Source organism: Microcystis viridis FACHB-1342 (genome assembly GCF_014698335.1).
In the GTDB taxonomy this organism is placed as follows: domain Bacteria; phylum Cyanobacteriota; class Cyanobacteriia; order Cyanobacteriales; family Microcystaceae; genus Microcystis; species Microcystis ichthyoblabe_A.
On the sequence record NZ_JACJSV010000040.1, the window covers coordinates 26,092 to 44,912 of the forward strand.

An 18,821-nucleotide genomic window follows, 5' to 3' on the forward strand; every position below is an offset into this window, starting at 1 on the left:
CTATAAGCATTAATACGCATGGCACAAGTGAGATGCTCCTCAGCAGAATAGACTCACTACTATGGCACAATTTAATTTTTGGGTTGCATTAATTAACCTAATCTAGGGAAGATAACAATAGAAAAAACGGAATTGTGAGGATAGTTTTATGTTTTGTTAGCCTTTGGAATGCAGGAGAAAACCCAATAACCAACCGCTTGCTAAACCACTTAAATTTGTAACCGCAGGAATCAGAAAAATATTGAAAGGGCTAAAGTTTTTCCTGTCTAACTCCAATGCAGTACAACCCTGAGTAAATACTATTACCATGCTCCCTATTCCAGTTACTATTCCTCCAAGAACATTCCCTGACATAAGACTGAAAGTAATACCACCTATCAATCCAGGAAAAACAAAAAGCAAGAAAGGTGCAAACTGATTTGTATTTTCCCGGTGATAGAACCATGACCCGACCACTGCCGCAACCCAAGCCCCAGCCCCAGCCACAACCCCCCCAGCCCAAGCCACAACCACAGCCCCAGCCCAAGGCCAAGCCCAAACCCCAGCCCCAGCCACAGCCACAGCCGCAACCCAAGCCACAGCCACAGCCGCAACCCAAGCCACAGATATAGCCGCAACCCAAGACACAGCCCAAACCAAAGCCACAGCCGCAGCCTTAACCCCAGCCACAACCCCAGCCACAGCCAAAGCCGCAACCAAAGCCCCAGCCCCAGCCCCAGCCCCAGCTGCAGCCCCAGCCCAAACTTACCATCGTGCTGAATTGGCAGCTAAAGTGTAACCAATTACACCATAAACAAAAAACACACCGATTAACCAACCCCAGGGAAGAGCTTTGAGTTTTTTCTGAAGAGAATTATCAGAAGGGTTTGGGTTAACAGGGGCTTTTTTTTCAGCCTCTTTTGGCTCTTTCCTTGGCTGTGGGGGATTAACTTTTTCTTGACGATATTTCTTTTCTACAGGAGGCGGACGATATTTTTCTTCTACAGGAGGCGGTGGTAATTCCAATTGTTGTAACCAATCGGACATAGATTGAGGGCGGTTTTCTTTTTTCAAAGCCATCCCCAGAGTAATGGCTTTGTTAAGATGATCACTTAAATTAGGATTAATTTCTTTCGGTGATGTTAAGGGACGATTATCTAAACGGCGTTCCATTGAAGGAGTCGGTTTTTGTCCGGTGACAGCATAATAAAAAGTAGCCGCAAGCGTATAAACATCGACACTAGGTTTACGATTACTTGTAATGTTTTCTAAAGCTCTATCTTGACTTTGAAAGTGTTCTACAATCTGTTCATAGGGGGCAAAAGACAAATTAGCTCCTGAATTTGTGGAACTACTACCAGCCGGAATAATCTCTTTAGCAATGCCAAAATCAATCAAGATAGCATTCCCATTGGGTTGAATCATAATATTGCCAGGGTGAGCGTCTCGGTGTACCATTCCTGCTTGATGAACTGCCTCTAATGCGCTGCCAATTTGCCGAATATATTTTAAACATTCCGCTTCCGATAATTTTCCTTGAGTTTTCACCCTTTCCATCAAAGTTTGACCCTGAATAAAATCCATCACCAAACAGGGAACTTTATCTTCAGTAAAAAAATCGGAAATACGGACGATATGGGCATGGTGAGTCTGGGAAAATTTGGCTAACTTGCGTCCTTCCGCCTCAAATTGTCTAACATAATCCTCGTATTCCGTATCTCTTTTTTGCAAAATATCAGGAGTTTTGATCACCACTTCCAGGGTGAGTTGGCGATGACGTGCTTTATAGGTCAGGCCAAAACCTCCCCGTCCCAAGACCTCAAGGATCTCGTACTTGCCATTGTGGAGGAGTTGTCCCGCTTGCCAAACCATAGAATTTTGCAATAGTTGTTTTTATCATACCAAAAAATCTGCTTTTGTCTCAAAATTGGCTTATGTTTTGGTATTTGAGTTTGTAGGGGCGAAGCATTCGGATAAAAAATTTACGGTTTCAGCGATAGGTTATTGCCCAAATGCTTCGCCCTTACGGGAGTTTGGTGGTGCTTAAGTTTACACCAATGGCACGTCTTGCATCCCATTGTGGTTAGTGAGTTTATCGAACTGCAATCGTCTTTGATCCCCCCTTGATCCCCCCTTGATCCCCCCTTGATCCCCCCTTGATAAGGGGGGTTTGATCCCCCCTTAATCCCCCCTTGATAAGGGGGGTTTGATCCCCCCTTGATCCCCCCTTGATAAGGGGGGCATTTGATCCCCCCTTGATCCCCCCTTAATCCCCCCTTGATCCCCCCTTGATCGCCCCTTGATAAGGGGGGCATTTGATAATTTTTAACGCCTACCTACTTAGGAGAAGATGGGGGAGAAACTGTCGGAGTTGGTTGAGGTGTAAACTTTTGCTTCATCAATTCTGGTACACCTAAAGCCGTTAATAAAGTAGCAATCGCCGCGACACCAGCCCACACTAATGTCCAATTAATAACAATGGGTTGAGATATTTTAAATTGTTCTTTTTTGGGAATAGACAAACCTAAATCCTTAAACCATGCTTGCACTGACTGAGGACGTTTATCTGCGTCTAATTGCAATGCCCAAAGAATGGCTTTATTGATATTAGGGCTGATTTCTGAATTGTAGGTTTTCGGCTCAATTAAAGGCTGATGATCAATTTTTCGAGTCATCGCATCTTTTCTAGTCATCGCATTCACTGGAATTTTACCCGTTAAAAGCTCGTATAACACGGCTCCTAAACTATAAATATCGGTAAAAGCTCCGCGTTTATTATTAAGAAAATAACACTCAATAGGCGCAAAACCTGAGGCTAATTCCTGGGTACGAATTTTGGTTAATTCTTCATCAAAATCTAAGGCTAAACCAAAATCAATTAAGACCGCTTCTGGTTTACCAGTCCGAATCATAATGTTACCCGGTCGAATATCTCGATGCAGAAAACCGCGACTATGTACCACCATTAAAGCCTGTCCAATCTGCTCAATGTAGCGTAAGGCTTCTTTTTCTGGTAAAATTTTTGTTGATCGCCGATCTAAGGTCGTCCCATCAATATATTCCATAACCATGCAGTTAGCTTTACCCTCTGAAAATAACTCTTTAACTCGCACGATATGAGGATGATCACAACCTTTTAATTTACTCGCTTCCTGCCAAAAAAGTTTCTGTAAACGCTTAGACTCCCACAATTTAAAACCCACATCCCTCGGCGTTTTGATCACCACTGAATCACCATTGCGATCGCTGGCTCGATAGGTAATGCCAAATCTTCCTTCACCCAATACTTCCTGAATCCTGTACTGGCCATCTTTAATTTTCTTGCCCAGATCCCAAACCATTAACTCCTAGCTCCTCTGCTCACAAACATTAATTAAACTTATTTTAATAGCGATGTCATTTTCCTAGAAGTATAACCTAATGTGGTGTTAACGACCGACGACCGGCGACCCAATTAGATAAATTTGACCTAATCTTAGGTTTTATGGCTAGGATTATCTCTTGTCTTTTTTCTCCTCCTGTCTCCTCATCTAAGGGAAGATTTTTGATTTTTACAGGATTTCTATTAATCTTTCAGCAACTCTAAGCGATAACGATACAAAGCCACCGGACGATTCGGCGCTTGGAAAAAATCCGGCGATTGGGGAGAAAGATAAATGGCTGTCACCTGATCGCCTAGAATTTTATCGGCAGATAATAACTGATAGGCGGTGGTGGTTTCCACCTCATTAAGATAAGTGTTGGTTTCTCCCCGGAAAATTTGTTGACTGATTTCTGTGGCAATAAATTGATTTCGGCTAGGAGTTTCGCTATTTCTGGCAATTACGGTGGAAATTAGTTGATGAGCGCCGCGTAAAAAGGTAATCTGACGATTGGGATTATTAGGGTCAGTTTTTACCGATAATACCGATTGATTACCTAAGTAGGCCCGACTAATTGCTAAACCATTAAAGGATCGATCGGCCACAATTGATGGTTTACTGATAATGGTGGATAAAAAGGCAGCATTTATCGGTCTGGAAATAGCTTTCTCGATGAATCTCACCGGAAACTCGATCGATTGTTCCAGGTAACGACGATTACTTTCAAAACCAGGTGTGATAATCTGGGGAGAAAGAGGAGCGGTTAAATCGATTAGGGTACTGGTGACAGTCCAACTGCCCACCATCCAATCGGGATAAACTAAATCTCCGCTGGCAAAACTAACCACCGGTTTAGTCATCCAGCGAGGATAATTAGTTAAGCGATCGCTTAAATTTCCCGCTATAGATAATTCTAAATGGTTACTACAGCCTAGAATCAATACTAACAAGAACAAAATTATCCTTTGCATGGGTAAAAATATTTTTTAAGTAATATTCTTTAATTATGAACGATTTTATCAACTCCCAAGCCTTTAATCTCGATTCGGCAGTAATTCCCATCGCACCCACTGGTTTTAAATCCGGTTTTATTGGCATTATTGGTCGTCCTAATGTGGGCAAATCTACCCTGATGAATCAATTAGTGGGACAAAAAATCGCCATTACTTCCCCCATCGCTCAAACTACCCGCAACCGTTTGCGCGGCATTGTCACCGACGAGCGCTCCCAGATGATTTTTGTCGATACCCCCGGCATTCACAAACCCCATCACGAATTAGGCAAAGTTTTAGTTAAAAATGCCGAAAACGCCATAAATTCTGTAGATTTAGTTTTATTTGTTGTCGATAGTAGTAATTTTTTGGGCGGTGGCGATCGCTATATTGCCGATTTACTGACTAAAAACCAAACTCCCACGATTTTGGGGCTAAATAAAGCCGATCAGCAGCCGGAAGACCCGGAGCCTATCGACGATAGTTATCGCACCTTAGCGACGGAAAATAACTGGCCTCTGCTCAAGTTTTCGGCACTGGAGGGGACGGGAATCGAAGAACTGCAAAATCTGTTAACTGATTCCCTCGAAGTCGGTCCCTATTACTATCCCCCCGATTTAGTCACCGATCAGCCAGAAAGGTTTATTATGGGCGAATTAATCCGCGAACAGATTTTACTGCAAACCCGTCAGGAAATTCCCCATTCTGTGGCGGTGGTGATTGAACGCGTCGAGGAAACTCCCGCTTTAACCAAGGTTTTTGCCGCCATTAACGTGGAACGAGCTTCCCAAAAAGGGATCGTCATCGGTAAAAATGGCAGTATGTTAAAAGCGATCGGCTCTTCCGCTCGATCGGCTATTCAAAAGTTAATCGCTGGGGAGGTATATTTAAAGTTATTTGTGAAGGTAGAACCGAAATGGCGACAATCTCGCTCACTTTTAGCAGAATTTGGCTATCGCACCGAGGAGTGAATTGGGTTGTAGGGTGTGGGGTGTGGGGTGTAGGGTGTGGGGTGTGGGGTGTGGGGAAAAGGAAGAATAAATAAAAATAATCTCCTGAAGACTGAAGACTGATAATTTTCATTTTTGTAGTAGAATGGAGAGCCACTAATAACCGATTTCTGGAATAATGACCGATATTAAAACCCTAATTAAACAGGTACACCAAGAGGCAAAAAAAGAGGATTTTCCCATCGATACCCTGATTTACCAAGAGGCAAAAAAAGACCCCTTTGAACCGGTTTTGTATGCTGGTAATCTTGCTAGTCAGTTATGCTTTTTTGGCCGGGATTTAGGACGAGATGAAGTGTATGCAGGACAACCTTTGATCGGGGCTGCCGGTAGAATGGTAAGAGAGGGATTTTTTCAAGCTTGGCAGGGGAGAAAATCCCATGATCGTCAAGAGTTATTATCGGTGTGCGATCGAATTTTCCTAACTAATACAGTTCCCTACAAACCGCCGGGTAATAAAGCTTATTCTGGGGAAGTGAAAGATCGTTTTCGTCCATTTATAGAAAAACTGCTCGTTTTTTATTGGCAAGGTGATCATATCATTCCCCTTGGCACGGAAGCTTTTAAATGGTTTGAACCCTACGGTAAACCCAAAGAAGTAGATAAATTCTATCTTGATAAAGAACGCTTTACCAAAAAACTGCTAGTTACCCTTACCGCTACCGATGAAGATGGATTAAAACAGCAAAAGAAAGTGACTTTATTGCCTCTCCCCCATCCTTCTCCTCTCAATCAAAGATACTATGCTCTTTTTCCTGATTTATTACAAAAAAGATTAACTGAATTTGCCTTTTAACCGATGAGAATTTACGGCAATCGTCCCATAAAAACCCTAGCAGGACAATTAACCCGTCCGACGACAGCAAGGGTGCGAGAAGCTTTATTTAATATCTGGCAACAGAAATTATCCGGCTGTCGTTGGTTGGATCTTTGTGCGGGTAATGGTTCCATGGGTGCGGAAGCTTTATGTCGAGGTGCGAGTCTAGTAATCGGAATTGAACAATCAGGACGCGCTGGCGAAATTATTAAGGAAAATTGGCGCAATTTAGCAACTTCTCCCCAGCAATTCCAAGTAATTCGGGGGGATGTGCTGACAAAGTTAGCCACTTTAGCGGGGAAAAGTTTTGATTTAATTTATTTTGATCCTCCCTACGAAAGCGGGTTATATTTACCGGTACTAACTGCCATCTCTCAATCTAATTTATTAGATTCTCTGGGGGAAATTGCCGTGGAACATAATCCCAAATCTTGGCAAGCAATTAATCTAGAAGGTTTAACCATTTGTCGTCAAAAACGCTACGGCAATACTACCTTAACTTTTTATCAAAAAGCAGTTATCTCCTGACCACTGACTTGAAAGAGGGTGTAGGGTGTGGGGTGTGGGGTGTGGGGTGTGGGGTGATGGGGAAGTGGGGTGATGGGGAAGTGGGGTGTGGGGTGTGGGGTGTAGGGTGTGGGGAAAAGGAAGAATAAATAAAAATAATCTCCTGACTCCTGCCTCCTGACTCGGAGTCTCCTGCCGGAAATGGTCAATTTTATTTGGCAGCCTAGAAAAATTATTATTTCTCAACAAAATCACATAATTTGTCACTTTTCTTGACAATCATCCGGAGTAAAGCGAGAAACTTTCTGACAACCGCAGTTAATCGCCCCCTATTTAAGCTATTTAAAGAAAAATTAGGGTTTATTTCGATAAAATTAGCAGTAAATAGGCTATAGCTCCCTTAAAAACCTAAATCCCTTCTCCTAGTCCTTTTTTTGACCTAAAATTACCCCGAAGTTTCCTGACACGGCAGCCGAACTCTCTCCCCTTAACCCTTGCTGCTCCCCAGAATATCACCTATTTTTGGTATAAATTTATACCCGACTATTTTTGTCGGGTATATTTGACACCAAGATTTTGCCGGTGATAGGATGTGTGTAGATTCAGTTGACGGCAAGACAGGAAAATCATGACCCTAGCGACAAACATCAAAACCTCAAAATTCATCCCCACCTTTACCCGCTTGGTTTCTAAGGAAGGAGGGACTTCTTACCCCCTGAAAGCGCTGAATATCTGCGAAGAAACCTTTGCCCCCCTAGAAGTGGACTACGATTACGACCTCATCCGTCGCACCGTTACCAGAGAAAGCATTCAAGCAGGTCCCAATTCCATCTGGCGCTATCGTTCCTTTTTGCCGGTGGAAAGTGAAAATCCTATCGATGTGGGTACGGGTATGACTCCCCTAGTTAAATCCCACCGTTTAGCCCGGCGCTTGGGTCTAAAAAATCTCTACATTAAAAATGATGCCGTCAATATGCCCACTCTCAGCTTCAAAGATAGAGTGGTATCCGTCGCCCTTACCCGGGCCAAAGAATTAGGTTTTACTACCGTTTCCTGTGCTAGTACGGGAAATCTCGCCAATTCCACCGCCGCTATTGCTGCTCACGCCGGTTTAGACTGTTGTGTTTTCATTCCCTCCGATTTAGAAGCGGGTAAAATTCTTGGCACCCTAATCTATAATCCCACGGTAATGGCAGTTAAAGGCAATTACGATCAAGTTAACCGTCTCTGTTCAGAAGTGGGCAATACCTACGGTTGGGGTTTTGTCAACATCAATCTGCGTCCCTACTATTCCGAAGGTTCCAAAACTTTAGGCTTTGAGGTGGCTGAACAATTAGGCTGGAAACTCCCCGACCATATTGTCGCACCTTTAGCCAGTGGTTCCCTCTTTACCAAGATTTATAAAGGCTTCCAAGAATTCGTCAAAGTCGGTTTGGTGGCAGATAAAGCAGTGCGTTTTAGTGGCGCTCAAGCGGAGGGTTGTTCCCCCATTGCCCAAGCTTTCAAGGAAGGACGGGATTTTGTCGCCCCAGTTAAACCCAATACTATCGCCAAATCGATCGCTATTGGTAATCCCGCCGATGGTGTTTATGCCCTTGATATTGCCCGTAAAACCGGCGGTAATATTGAATCCGTCACCGATGCCGAAATTATCGAAGGTATTAAACTTTTGGCAGAAACGGAGGGCATTTTCACGGAAACCGCAGGCGGTACAACCATCGCCGTCTTGAAAAAATTAGTAGAAGCGGGTAAAATCGACCCTGAAGAAACCACAGTTGTTTATATCACTGGTAATGGTCTAAAAACCCAAGAAGCGGTACAGGGTTATATCGGTGAACCCCTGTTAATCGAACCGAAATTAGAAAGCTTTGAACGGGCCCTGGAACGTTCCCGCACCCTCGAACGCCTCGAATGGCAACAGGTTCTCGTCTAGAATTGATGTTCGGGGATGATGGGGCGATTATCCCCTTGCCTCATCTCCACAAGCAATTTAAATTTGCGCGCAGCTTACTGTCCTTTCCACTTTTTCCTTGATATCTATGGCCGTAAAAGTTCTCATTCCTACTCCCCTGCAAAAATTTACAGAAAATAAGGCTACCATCGAGTGTAGTGCTAGTAGTGTCGGTGATTTAATCGAATCCTTAGAAGCAAGTTTCCCCGGTATTAAGGCCCGCTTATGCGATGAAGAGGGCGCACCCCGGCGCTTTTTAAATTTCTACGTCAACAGTGAAGATATTCGCTTCCTCGATGGGACAAAAACTCCCTTAAAAGATGGCGATGAAGTCAGTATCGTTCCTGCGGTGGCTGGAGGTTAACCTCCCCATAAGTTTGTTTTCCGTCAATTGTAATTAAACCCCTAGAAAGTGATGTTTTCTGGGGGCTTTTCTTCAGGTAAGTTTTAGTTAGGGTTTGCTGAATAAATTTGAAATGTAGGCAAAGTAAAGGTTTTGGGGCTTTTCTCGCTCCCACAGGTGCAAGATTTTGAGAGAATCGTCGTTCAAAACCTTGCGTCTTCATCGGTCCGCGTCCTGTAGGGGCGAAGCATTCGGACAATAACCTATCGGTGAAAAGGTAGATTTTCTATCCGAATGCTTCGCCCCTACTTATTCAGCAAACCCTAGTTAGGGTTGCCAGAAAAACCTAATCTTTGTGTCCTTTGTGCCTTTGTGGTTGTTCATATTATTATAAGCTGAGACACATTTGGTCAATTGCCATAGAAGTTCTCATCTAAGATTTGCTCTGGCAAGAAAGGACAAATTTGAGGATAATCATTTTCTGGGGGAATCCGAACACCAAATTGAGCAAGTTTCCCTTCCTTAATTGCCACTTGACGAGCATCTGGATAAGCTTCTCGAATAGCAGTTTCTAGATAGGATTTCAGGGAAGGTGTATTGCGTAAGTTTTTCTCAATTCGCTGGCGATGCTCAATAATAGAACAATACCAGCTATCCTTCATTGATGGCGGTGCGTCCTGCTGTACTTTTAATTTGAGCAAATGAGCTAAAAGAATCATCAAATTACTTTCTAAAGTTCTTTTTTCCGATTTTCCCAACTCGGTTAACTCCTCAATTAAGTTATCAGTATCCAGCGCAGCAAATTCCCGCTTCTGTAGGTGGCTAATTGTTGTTGCGAGCCACAATTGAAAATCTTGTTCGTAGAGAGTTTTGGACATAGCGATAAGTTGTTCCTTCGAGTCAATAACTGCACTGATAACTAAGCGGCTACAATTCTCAAGGCGTTACTAATTTCTAGCTTCCCTTGTAGTTTACCAAAAAATCACCTAAAATGGAAACTAAGTAGGTAGGCGTTAAAAATTATCAGATGCCCCCCTTATTAAGGGGGGACTAAGGGGGGATCGGCACCCCCCTTATTAAGGGGGGATCGAACCTAAAATTTATCTTCAATTTAATTATAACCAGCTACTTATCTGTATCCCTTGCTGACTGCATCTGGCTCCCTACACCATTTTCTACTATCTTTGAGCAAACCGGCGAAAGATAAGGAGTTAAAACTATGCCTTTAAGTTGGAATGAAATTAAAAATCGCGCCATCGCTTTTCAAAAAGAGTGGGAAGGAGAGACTTCAGAAAAAGCAGAATCTCAATCTTTTTGGAATGATTTTTTTAATGTCTTTGGCATTTCACGGCGTAGGGTAGCCAGTTTTGAGCAACCGATAAAAAAAGCCGATAATAAACAGGGTTTTATTGATTTACTCTGGAAAGGAACGATTTTAGTTGAGCATAAATCGAAGGGGAAAGATTTAGAAAAAGCCACACAACAGGCTAAGGATTATTTTCCCAATTTAAAGGAACATGAGTTACCGCGTTATATTTTAGTCTCGGATTTTCAACGGTTTAAATTATATGATTTAGATTCGGGCAATCAATGGGAATTTGAATTAAGTAATTTTGTTGATAATGTTCATTTATTTGATTTTATTGCTGGTTACGAAAAGCGAGTTTATAAAGACGAAGATCCCGTCAATATTCAAGCGGCCGAGTTAATGGGAAAACTTCATGATTGCCTCAAAGAAATTGGTTATATGGGGCATAATTTAGAAGTTTATCTAGTGCGTTTATTATTTTGTTTATTTGCCGATGATACTGGTATTTTTAATAAGGGGATTTTCTGGGAATATATCGATTTACATACCAAAGAAGATGGCAGTGATTTGGCGATGCACATCGCTTATATTTTTCAGGTTTTGAATACACCAGAAGAAAAAAGATTAAAAAATCTCGATGAAAATTTAACTCAATTTCCCTACATAAATGGCAAGTTATTTGAGGAGTCATTACCCCTAGCGGCTTTTGATAGCAAGATGCGAGTCATGTTATTAGAAGCTTGTGCTTTTGATTGGGGAAAAATTTCCCCTGCTATTTTTGGCTCTATGTTTCAAGCGGTAATGAATCCAAAAGAGCGACGCAATTTAGGGGCGCATTATACCTCCGAGAAAAATATTCAAAAGGTGATTAAACCGTTATTTTTAGATGATTTACACAGAGAATTTGAGAAGGTTAAAGGCAATCGCAATAAATTACTAGAATTTCAGAAAAAGATTGCTAATTTATATTTTCTCGATCCTGCCTGTGGTTGCGGCAACTTTTTAATTATTACCTATCGAGAGTTACGAGATTTAGAGATTTTGGTATTACAAGAGTTAGATAAATTAGATAAAACGGGGCAGTTGGTAACAGATATTAGTACCATTATTCAGGTAGATGTCAATCAGTTTGCAGGTATTGAATACGATGAGTTTGCGGTGAGGGTGGCTGAGGTGGCAATGTGGTTAATTGATCATCAGATGAATATTAAAGTTAGTAATACTTTTGGTCAGTATTTTGTGCGTTTACCATTAAAGAAAGCGGCGAAAATTGTTCATGGAAATGCTTTGCGGATTGATTGGGAGGAAGTTATCTCAAAAGAGAAGCTCAATTTTATTTTAGGTAATCCTCCTTTTGTGGGGCATCATTACCAAAATTTTGATCAAAAAGAAGACTTAAAGCTAGTTCTTGATAAAATCATTGGATCAGGGGTTATGGATTATGTATCAGCATGGTTTTATAAATCTGCTCAATTTATTCAAAACACAAAAATTAAGGTGGGATTAGTGGCGACTAATTCTATTTCTCAAGGGGAACAATCATCTATCTTATGGAATGTTTTAATAAACGAATTTAATATCAGTATTCATTTTGCTCATAGAACTTTCAAATGGAGTAATGAAGCTAAAGGTAATGCTGCGGTTCATTGTGTGATTATTGGATTTGCTAGTTTTGAAGCTAATGAAAAATATCTATTCGACTATCAGACTATAACCAGTGAGCCGCTTTTAATAAAAGCCAAAAATATTAATCCTTACTTAATCAATGCAAACAATATTTTGGTTTTTAATCGAAAATATCCTCTCTGTAATGTCCCTAATATGATGTATGGAAATAAGCCAACAGATGGAGGTAATTTTATTTTATCTGAAGAAGAAAAAAATACTCTTGTCTCAAAAAATACTTTGGTAATTAAATTTATTAGACCTTTTATTAGTGCTAGAGAATTTTTAAATGGTGGCAAAAAATGGTGTTTGTGGCTACTCGATATTAAACCAAATGAACTCAAGAATATACCTGAAATTTTGGAGCGTGTGGAAGCCGTGAAACAATTCAGGTCAAAAAGTATTGCAGCTTCAACCCGGAACTATTCTTATCATTGTTTATTTCGACAAATAACGCAACCAAAATCAGACTATATTCTTGTACCTAGAACTACGTCAGAAAATAGAAAATACATTCCCATTGGCTTTTTTACTGCTGATAATATCGTAAGTGATACTTGTCAGTCTATTCCGAACGGCGATTTATATTTATTTGGTATCTTAACTTCAGAAATGCACATGGCATGGGTTAAATATGTTTGCGGAAGATTAAAAAGCGATTATCGCTACTCAAAAGATATTGTTTATAATAATTTTCCTTTTCCAGAAAATATCACCGACAAACAAAAACAAACCGTCGAAACTTGCGCTCAAGCTGTGCTAGATACTAGGGTAAAATATCCTGATAGTAGCCTTGCGGATTTATACGATCCTTTAACCATGCCTCCCCACTTGCTCAAAGCTCACCAAAAACTTGACAAAGCTGTTGATTTGTGTTATCGTCCCCAACCCTTTACCAGTGAATTAAACCGTATTGAATACCTTTTTGAACTCTATGAAAAATTAACCGCTCCCCTACTCCCTACCAGCAAACAAAAACCCTCGAAAAGAAAAAATCCTCAATAACGAAGAAAGGAGACAGGAGACTCCGAGACAGGAGATTATTTTTATTTATTCTCCCCATTTCCCCGCACCCCACACCCCACACCCCACTTCCCCATCACCCCATTTCCCCATCACCCCACACCCCACACCCCACACCCCACACCCCACACCCCATCACCCCATTCCCATCCCTAAGCGCCGCAATTCCGGAGATTATATAAAAAAACACCCAGAACAATCGGGGTGATGGACAATACTAAAGGTTGTGTAGGTCATCAGAAAAGCCCTGTCAGGGTAAAATACTATGAAACTAGCGTCACGAGTCAATCAAGTCACCCCCTCCCTTACCCTAGCTATCGACTCTCTGGCCAAGGAAATGAAGAAAAACGGCGAAGATGTCTGTAGTTTTAGCGCCGGGGAGCCAGATTTCGACACACCCACTCACATCAGAGCTGCCGCGAAAAAGGCCCTCGATGAGGGAAAAACTCGCTACGGACCGGCTGCCGGGGAAGCGGGGTTAAGAAAAGCCATCGCCGAGAAATTGCTGCGGGATAATCAACTAGCATACAATGCCGATAATGTCATCGTCACCAATGGCGGTAAACAGTCTCTCTACAATCTAATCATGGCGTTAATTGAAGCGGGGGACGAAGTAATTATTCCCGCACCCTACTGGTTGAGTTATCCTGAAATGGTGACGTTAGCGGGAGGAACATCGGTTATCGTCAATACTAGCCTAGAGAATCAGTATAAAATCACCCCCGAACAGCTAGAAGCGGCAATTACACCGAAAACTAAATTATTTGTTCTCAATTCCCCCTCTAATCCCACCGGTATTGTCTATACTCCCGAAGAAATCGCAGCTTTAGCAAAAATTGTGGTTGAAAAGGATATTTTAGTGGTTTCTGACGAAATCTACGAGAAAATCCTCTACGATGGCGCAATTCACCGCAGTATCGCTTCTTTTGGTCCGGAAATCTTTCAGCGCAGTATTATTAGTAATGGTTTTGCTAAAGCTTTCTCGATGACGGGGTGGCGCGTCGGTTATGTGGCAGCACCGGTGGAAATTGTCAAAGCTATGACTAAGATCCAAGGTCATAGTACCTCTAATGTCTGCACTTTTGCCCAATACGGTGCGATCGCTGCTTTAGAGAGTCCCCAAGATTGCATCGAGGAAATGGTCAAAGCTTTTAGCGAGCGCCGACAGTATATTTTAGAACGAGTGCGATCGCTCCCTGGACTCAATTGTCCTACTCCCAACGGTGCTTTTTATGTGTTTATCGATATTAGTCAAACTGGTTTAAAATCCCGGGATTTTTGTCAGAAACTCCTCGAAACCCAAAAAGTGGCTGCTATCCCCGGTATTGCTTTCGGTGCTGATGATTGTATTCGTCTTTCCTATGCTACAGACCTAAAGACGATTGAAAAAGGATTCGATCGCATTGATCAGTTTATCGGTACTTTGTAGGATGATTACTGTGTCTGTTAGGGTGAATTTTGTTCGCCCTTTTTTTGGGTTTTAACAGCCAATTATCTGTAATTTCTAGAGGTATTAAGATGAGTGGGATCAAGTTAGAAGATATTAGGGAAATTACCAAGAATCCTCAAGGAAAAGGATATTTAATTATCTTTAATGATAACAGAGTAATTATTTTATATAAAAAAAGAACTATTGCTGCTTTGCTAACTCTGATTAGGTATGGAGAAGGTTGTGAGAGCGATCTAACTAATGCGACCAATAATTTGCAAGAGATAAAAACTATACTCAAGGGTAAAATTTCTGAAAATTTAATTCAAGATTCCTATGCTGATGCTAATAAACCCTTTAGCGAACTTTGAAATGAAGAGGGATTTAATTTTATTTATGCTCCCCCAGGACAAAAAAGATTAGGCAGTCAAAAATATATTTTAGATAGTTCCGATCATCAACGACTTTTTACCACTACTAAACCACCGATTAGAACACCTCCCTCATCCCTAATTCAGAGAAATATCTTAGAACAACAAAAAAATAAATGTAATTTTTGTGGCTCAATTCTTAAAAAGAAAGAAAATATCAATCAAAATACCTATGCTAGGGATCGAGTGCGTTTAGTTTGGGATCATCGGATTCCCGTAGAAAAAGGTGGAAATAGTGCCGATGACAATTTTCAAGCTCTCTGCTTCTATTGTAATAAATGCAAATGGCAAATCTGTAATCTTTGTAACTATGCTCCTGATAAATGTTCAGAATGTGTCTTAGCTTTTCCTGAAGTAACTAAGATTATTTTCCCCAGTCAAGAAAATATTGAAGACCGGCTAAATCGAGCTAATTAAGTGATTTAGTAATATTTATACCAATATGTTTAATGACTGGGGGACAGACAGCGTTAGAAAGTTGTTTAATAGCAGCGGTGCGAGAAACAGGAAAATAATAATCATCGGGAAATCCCATTAATCTTTTTATTTCTAAGAGACTTAAATGTCTTCTTTCCTTGCTATACACTGGAATCATGGCACCACCACCGCTAACACTAACCGCAAAAGTAGGAAAGGGTTTTTGGATAGAAATTGCTCGGATGCCACTAGATCTCATTTGATAAATACAATTATCATAATCTACATTAACACTTGCCCTTTCAATACTTATTCTTGTTTTTGGCAGTTGAAAAGATAATTGTTCGGCAGTAATTCTGCCAGCATAATAATCAATATACTGCTGCCATTTTTCCGATATGGGAATTGAATAATCCCCCGGAACAATAATTTTTTCAATACCTACTTCTGCATGGCAAGGTTGGGGAAATTGAAAGTTTTTAATTCCTAAATCCTTGCGAAAAGCCAATAAAAAAAAGCGAGGTCTTGATTGAGGAATTTGGAAATATTTACTATCGATAACTGCATAAAAAGCCAGATAATTTATTTCCTTTAACTGGATTAATATATCTTTTAATATCTGCCCTTTATTTAAGCGCAGGATATTACTAACATTTTCAAGAAAGATAACTTTAGGCTTTTTTTCATGGCAAATTCTGAGAATTTCCTGAATGGCTAGTCCGCGACTGTCTTGCCAACCTTTTTGTTGTCCTGCTCTGGAAAATGGCTGACAGGGAAATCCCCCACAAAAAACCTCAAAATCGGGAAGTAAGCTAGGAATTAAAGCTTCAACATCTTGCGGTTTCATGGATTCATGAAAATTGTGATTGTAGGTTTTCACACAATCTGGGTTATTTTCGTTGCTAAAAACACATTGCCAACCGATTTGTTCAAGACCGAGACGAAAGCCACCAATTCCCGCATAAAAATCGGCAAAAGTCAAGCGACTATGGGTAAAATTTTTGTTAGCTGGACGAATAGGTAACTCGTTCATAATGTTGATTGAATAACCGAGAGTCTTATCTATTTTCTCAGATATTATTGTACTAGATGCCCAGGGGGACAGATGGACAGACAGGGGGAGAATGTGATTAACTTTCCCTAGGGGCTTTTGTTAAGTTACATTAAGCCCTACAATAAAATTCCAGTGAGTTAGACGAAATTCACTCGATCGCTTGGTTTTATCTGCTCCTAGCTGAGATAGAGAAAAGATAGCGCACCGAGAAACAGAAAACTTGAGCTACTCAAGCCTTCGTCAATACTGCCCTGTTATCCATCTTAAGTTATAACCTAGTGTCCCAAACCCTACCTAAACCTGCCCTAAAAAGAGAATTTTTGCCATTTACCCTACAGGATGTCCGTCTAGCTATCCCGGCCCGTTGCTTCCAATCAAGCGTTTTTCGCTCTTTAGCCTACTTTTTTTTTGATATTGGCATCATTACCCTGCTTTACTGGATAACTTACCAGATTAATCAAGCATGGTTCTTCCCCCTTTTTTGGTTTATGCAGGGAACCATGTTTTGGGCCTTATTTGTCGTCGGTCACGATTGCGGTCACGGTTCCTTTTCCCGTTATCGTTGGTTAAATAACTTAATAGGTCATCTCAGTCATACTCCTATTCTCGTACCTTTCCACGGTTGGCGCATCAGTCATCGCACCCATCACGCTAATACTGGCAATATCGACACCGATGAAAGTTGGTATCCCGTCACGGAAACCCAGTATAACAATATGGCTTGGTACGAAAAATTAGCTCGTTTTCAGCTAATTTTATTTGTTTATCCCCTTTATCTTTTCCGTCGTTCTCCTAATAAACAGGGGTCACATTTTACGCCCGAAAGCCCCCTCTTTCGCCCCTCGGAACGGTGGCAGGTACTGACTAGCACCGTTTGTTGTACCTTTATGTTAGGTCTATTAATCGGGGTGGGTATCAGCTACGGCTTTTGGTTTCTGTTTAACTACTACATCATGCCCTATATCGTCTTTGTGGTTTGGTTGGACCTAGTGACATTCCTACACCACACTGAAGATGATATTCCCTGGTATCGCGGTCAAGATTGGTACTTTCTCAAAGGAGCGCTTTCTACCATCGATCGCGATTATGGCATCTTTAATCCCATCCATCACCAAATTGGTACCCACGTCGCCCATCATATTTTTATCACTATTCCCCACTATCATCTCCAAGAAGCAACCGAGGCTATCCGTCCCGTCTTAGGAGACTATTATCGCGTCTCGAAAGAACCGATTTTCAGATCTCTCTGGCGGTCCTACCGCAATTGTCATTTTGTCAGTGACCAAGGCAGTAAGATTTTTTACCGCAAAAACTAATCCTGTCTTAGCTATCAAGAGGAAACGGCAGCAAAATCTGCCTCCTCCTCTCACACCGAGAATAGTTGCCAAAACTAGCGGTAAAGTCTTTGTCTTTATTTGATTCATTGGCAAGGAATTAAGCTGATGCAGTGAAATTGAACGACTTACAAAGGGAATGACATTGGCAGAATTGGCCAAGAATCAAACAAATATCCAAGCGGTTCTCTAGGATTTGATCATTTTGCTTTTCAACAGCTACTGGCAAGAGGATAGGCGTTGTCAGATGTAAAGATGAATCAAGCAAAAGTGTAGGGAACTGGAACATCCTTAAACTTAAGGTCATGAATTAGAAGCTTAAGGGAATTTTCTGATTTGCCTTCTCATCTCTTTATCTGACAACGCCTAGAACCAGCACAGGTTCGTCGAGTCCTACAGCTTGTAGCACCGTTATCTGTAAATATTCTCATTTTCAAGGTTTAATTGGGCAATAGCTCTATCAATTAAATCACAGTCCTAGGCTGGTTTTACGCAAGGAAACTCAACCCCTTCGTTTAACTGAATATATTCCGATATAATCAAAGACAGGTCATTGAACGTTGAGGAAATACCGTGAACATCAGCCTAGATTTACCTTCAGAGCTAGAGAATGAGTTATCTACAAAATCCTCCTAAAACAGGGCTAGAGCTAGTTGCTTATTGGGAAAGCGTTGGGGTTATTGGCTCCCCACCTGATAAGTACCTAAGCAAAATTAATTACACATTTCGATAAAGCTTTTGCCTCTTGCCTATTGCCTCTTGCCTGTCTTCACTAGGAAATTTATTTTGCATGACTACTTATTGCTTTTGGGCATAATAAACCCTTGGCACTTTCAACGTGAACCACTATCGAGTCATCCCGGGCTTGAGCATTGATTATGCTTGTGGAGTCCATCTGTTATCATCTTGGGTAGTTCTCTAAGGATTTAGTCCCTATGAAATGGCGAGTGATACTTGAACCCGATCCCGATACAAACGAATGGGCAATTTGGTGTCCGGAACTGCCCGGATGCACATCTGCCGGTATTGTAAAGTTTTGTAAAAAATATATGCAAATGACTGCAAACAACTGCTAATATGGTTAGTACAAGTTTACATTGCAGTTCACATGAAACTATCAGATTATGCTAAGAAAAAAGGGATCAGTTATGACACTGCTTGGAGAATGTGGAATCGAGGGCAGTTACAAGGAGAACGT

16 protein-coding genes and 2 pseudogenes are annotated in these 18,821 nt (G+C 41.2%); 12 read left to right on the forward strand and 6 right to left on the reverse strand.

Annotated elements, in window-relative coordinates; translation table 11 throughout:
* Nucleotides 1-156 precede the first annotated feature (156 nt).
* The 4 genes from H6G40_RS23315 to H6G40_RS13965 form a co-directional block, all read right to left on the reverse strand.
* The gene (locus H6G40_RS23315; protein WP_242028758.1) at nt 157-699 is read right to left on the reverse strand and encodes a hypothetical protein; all 543 of its coding nucleotides are present in this window, start codon (nt 697-699) and stop codon (nt 157-159) included.
* Nucleotides 700-744: 45 nt separating this feature from the next.
* Entirely contained in the window at nt 745-1,851 is a 1,107-nt protein-coding gene (locus H6G40_RS13955; RefSeq protein ID WP_242028759.1) for a serine/threonine protein kinase, read from the reverse strand.
* 464 nt (nt 1,852-2,315) lie between these two features.
* The gene (locus H6G40_RS13960; RefSeq protein WP_190537836.1) at nt 2,316-3,320 is read right to left on the reverse strand and encodes a serine/threonine protein kinase; all 1,005 of its coding nucleotides are present in this window, start codon (nt 3,318-3,320) and stop codon (nt 2,316-2,318) included.
* A gap of 224 nt (nt 3,321-3,544) precedes the next feature.
* Nucleotides 3,545-4,312, reverse strand: coding sequence for a DUF6816 family protein (locus H6G40_RS13965; RefSeq protein ID WP_069474705.1), 768 nt, complete (start codon nt 4,310-4,312; stop codon nt 3,545-3,547).
* A gap of 35 nt (nt 4,313-4,347) precedes the next feature.
* Here H6G40_RS13965 and era point away from each other — a divergent pair, with 35 nt between their 5' ends.
* The 5 genes from era (at nt 4,348) to H6G40_RS13990 (ending at nt 8,982) form a co-directional block, all read left to right on the forward strand.
* A complete protein-coding gene (gene era / locus H6G40_RS13970) occupies nt 4,348-5,304 on the forward strand; it encodes a GTPase Era (protein WP_190537838.1) in 957 nt (318 codons plus the stop codon).
* 157 nt (nt 5,305-5,461) lie between these two features.
* The gene (locus tag H6G40_RS13975) at nt 5,462-6,139 is read left to right on the forward strand and encodes a uracil-DNA glycosylase family protein (protein WP_002750869.1); all 678 of its coding nucleotides are present in this window, start codon (nt 5,462-5,464) and stop codon (nt 6,137-6,139) included.
* A gap of 3 nt (nt 6,140-6,142) precedes the next feature.
* The gene (gene rsmD, locus H6G40_RS13980) at nt 6,143-6,688 is read left to right on the forward strand and encodes a 16S rRNA (guanine(966)-N(2))-methyltransferase RsmD (protein WP_016514818.1); all 546 of its coding nucleotides are present in this window, start codon (nt 6,143-6,145) and stop codon (nt 6,686-6,688) included.
* Between the two features lie 607 nt (nt 6,689-7,295).
* Nucleotides 7,296-8,600 carry a threonine synthase gene (gene thrC, locus H6G40_RS13985; RefSeq protein ID WP_002750866.1) on the forward strand — a complete coding sequence of 435 codons (1,305 nt, stop codon included), beginning with the start codon at nt 7,296-7,298 and terminating at the stop codon, nt 8,598-8,600.
* Between the two features lie 106 nt (nt 8,601-8,706).
* Nucleotides 8,707-8,982: a MoaD/ThiS family protein gene (locus H6G40_RS13990; RefSeq protein ID WP_002735127.1), complete on the forward strand. Its 276-nt coding sequence runs from the start codon at nt 8,707-8,709 to the stop codon at nt 8,980-8,982.
* 389 nt (nt 8,983-9,371) lie between these two features.
* Here the strand turns inward: H6G40_RS13990 and H6G40_RS13995 are convergent, their stop codons facing one another.
* Complete coding sequence (locus H6G40_RS13995; protein WP_069474707.1) at nt 9,372-9,839, reverse strand: DUF29 domain-containing protein; 468 nt, start codon at nt 9,837-9,839, stop codon at nt 9,372-9,374.
* 341 nt (nt 9,840-10,180) lie between these two features.
* On the opposite strand from H6G40_RS13995, the gene H6G40_RS14000 reads away from it, so the two are divergent.
* The 4 genes from H6G40_RS14000 (at nt 10,181) to H6G40_RS23325 (ending at nt 15,235) form a co-directional block, all read left to right on the forward strand.
* Nucleotides 10,181-12,940 (forward strand): DNA methyltransferase, encoded by a 2,760-nt coding sequence (locus H6G40_RS14000; RefSeq protein ID WP_190537840.1) that lies wholly within the window; start codon nt 10,181-10,183, stop codon nt 12,938-12,940.
* Between the two features lie 283 nt (nt 12,941-13,223).
* Complete coding sequence (locus H6G40_RS14005; protein ID WP_069474709.1) at nt 13,224-14,387, forward strand: pyridoxal phosphate-dependent aminotransferase; 1,164 nt, start codon at nt 13,224-13,226, stop codon at nt 14,385-14,387.
* 29 nt (nt 14,388-14,416) lie between these two features.
* On the forward strand, nt 14,417-14,758 hold the full coding sequence (locus H6G40_RS23320) for a hypothetical protein (RefSeq protein ID WP_242028760.1): 342 nt from the start codon (nt 14,417-14,419) through the stop codon (nt 14,756-14,758).
* A 246-nt stretch (nt 14,759-15,004) separates the two neighbouring features.
* Entirely contained in the window at nt 15,005-15,235 is a 231-nt protein-coding gene (locus H6G40_RS23325; protein WP_256094039.1) for an HNH endonuclease, read from the forward strand.
* Here the strand turns inward: H6G40_RS23325 and H6G40_RS14015 are convergent.
* Entirely contained in the window at nt 15,228-16,268 is a 1,041-nt protein-coding gene (locus H6G40_RS14015; protein WP_002737648.1) for a DNA cytosine methyltransferase, read from the reverse strand. The genes H6G40_RS23325 and H6G40_RS14015 overlap by 8 nt on opposite strands.
* Before the next feature lie 299 nt (nt 16,269-16,567).
* Between H6G40_RS14015 and H6G40_RS14020 the strand changes: the two genes are divergently transcribed.
* The 3 genes and pseudogenes from H6G40_RS14020 to H6G40_RS23330 all read left to right on the forward strand — a co-directional run.
* Nucleotides 16,568-17,605, forward strand: coding sequence for a fatty acid desaturase (locus H6G40_RS14020; protein ID WP_069474710.1), 1,038 nt, complete (start codon nt 16,568-16,570; stop codon nt 17,603-17,605).
* 953 nt (nt 17,606-18,558) lie between these two features.
* Nucleotides 18,559-18,657, forward strand: a pseudogene (locus H6G40_RS24180) (type II toxin-antitoxin system HicB family antitoxin); the annotation flags it as partial.
* Nucleotides 18,658-18,731: 74 nt separating this feature from the next.
* Nucleotides 18,732-18,821, forward strand: a pseudogene (locus tag H6G40_RS23330) (IS607 family transposase); the annotation flags it as partial.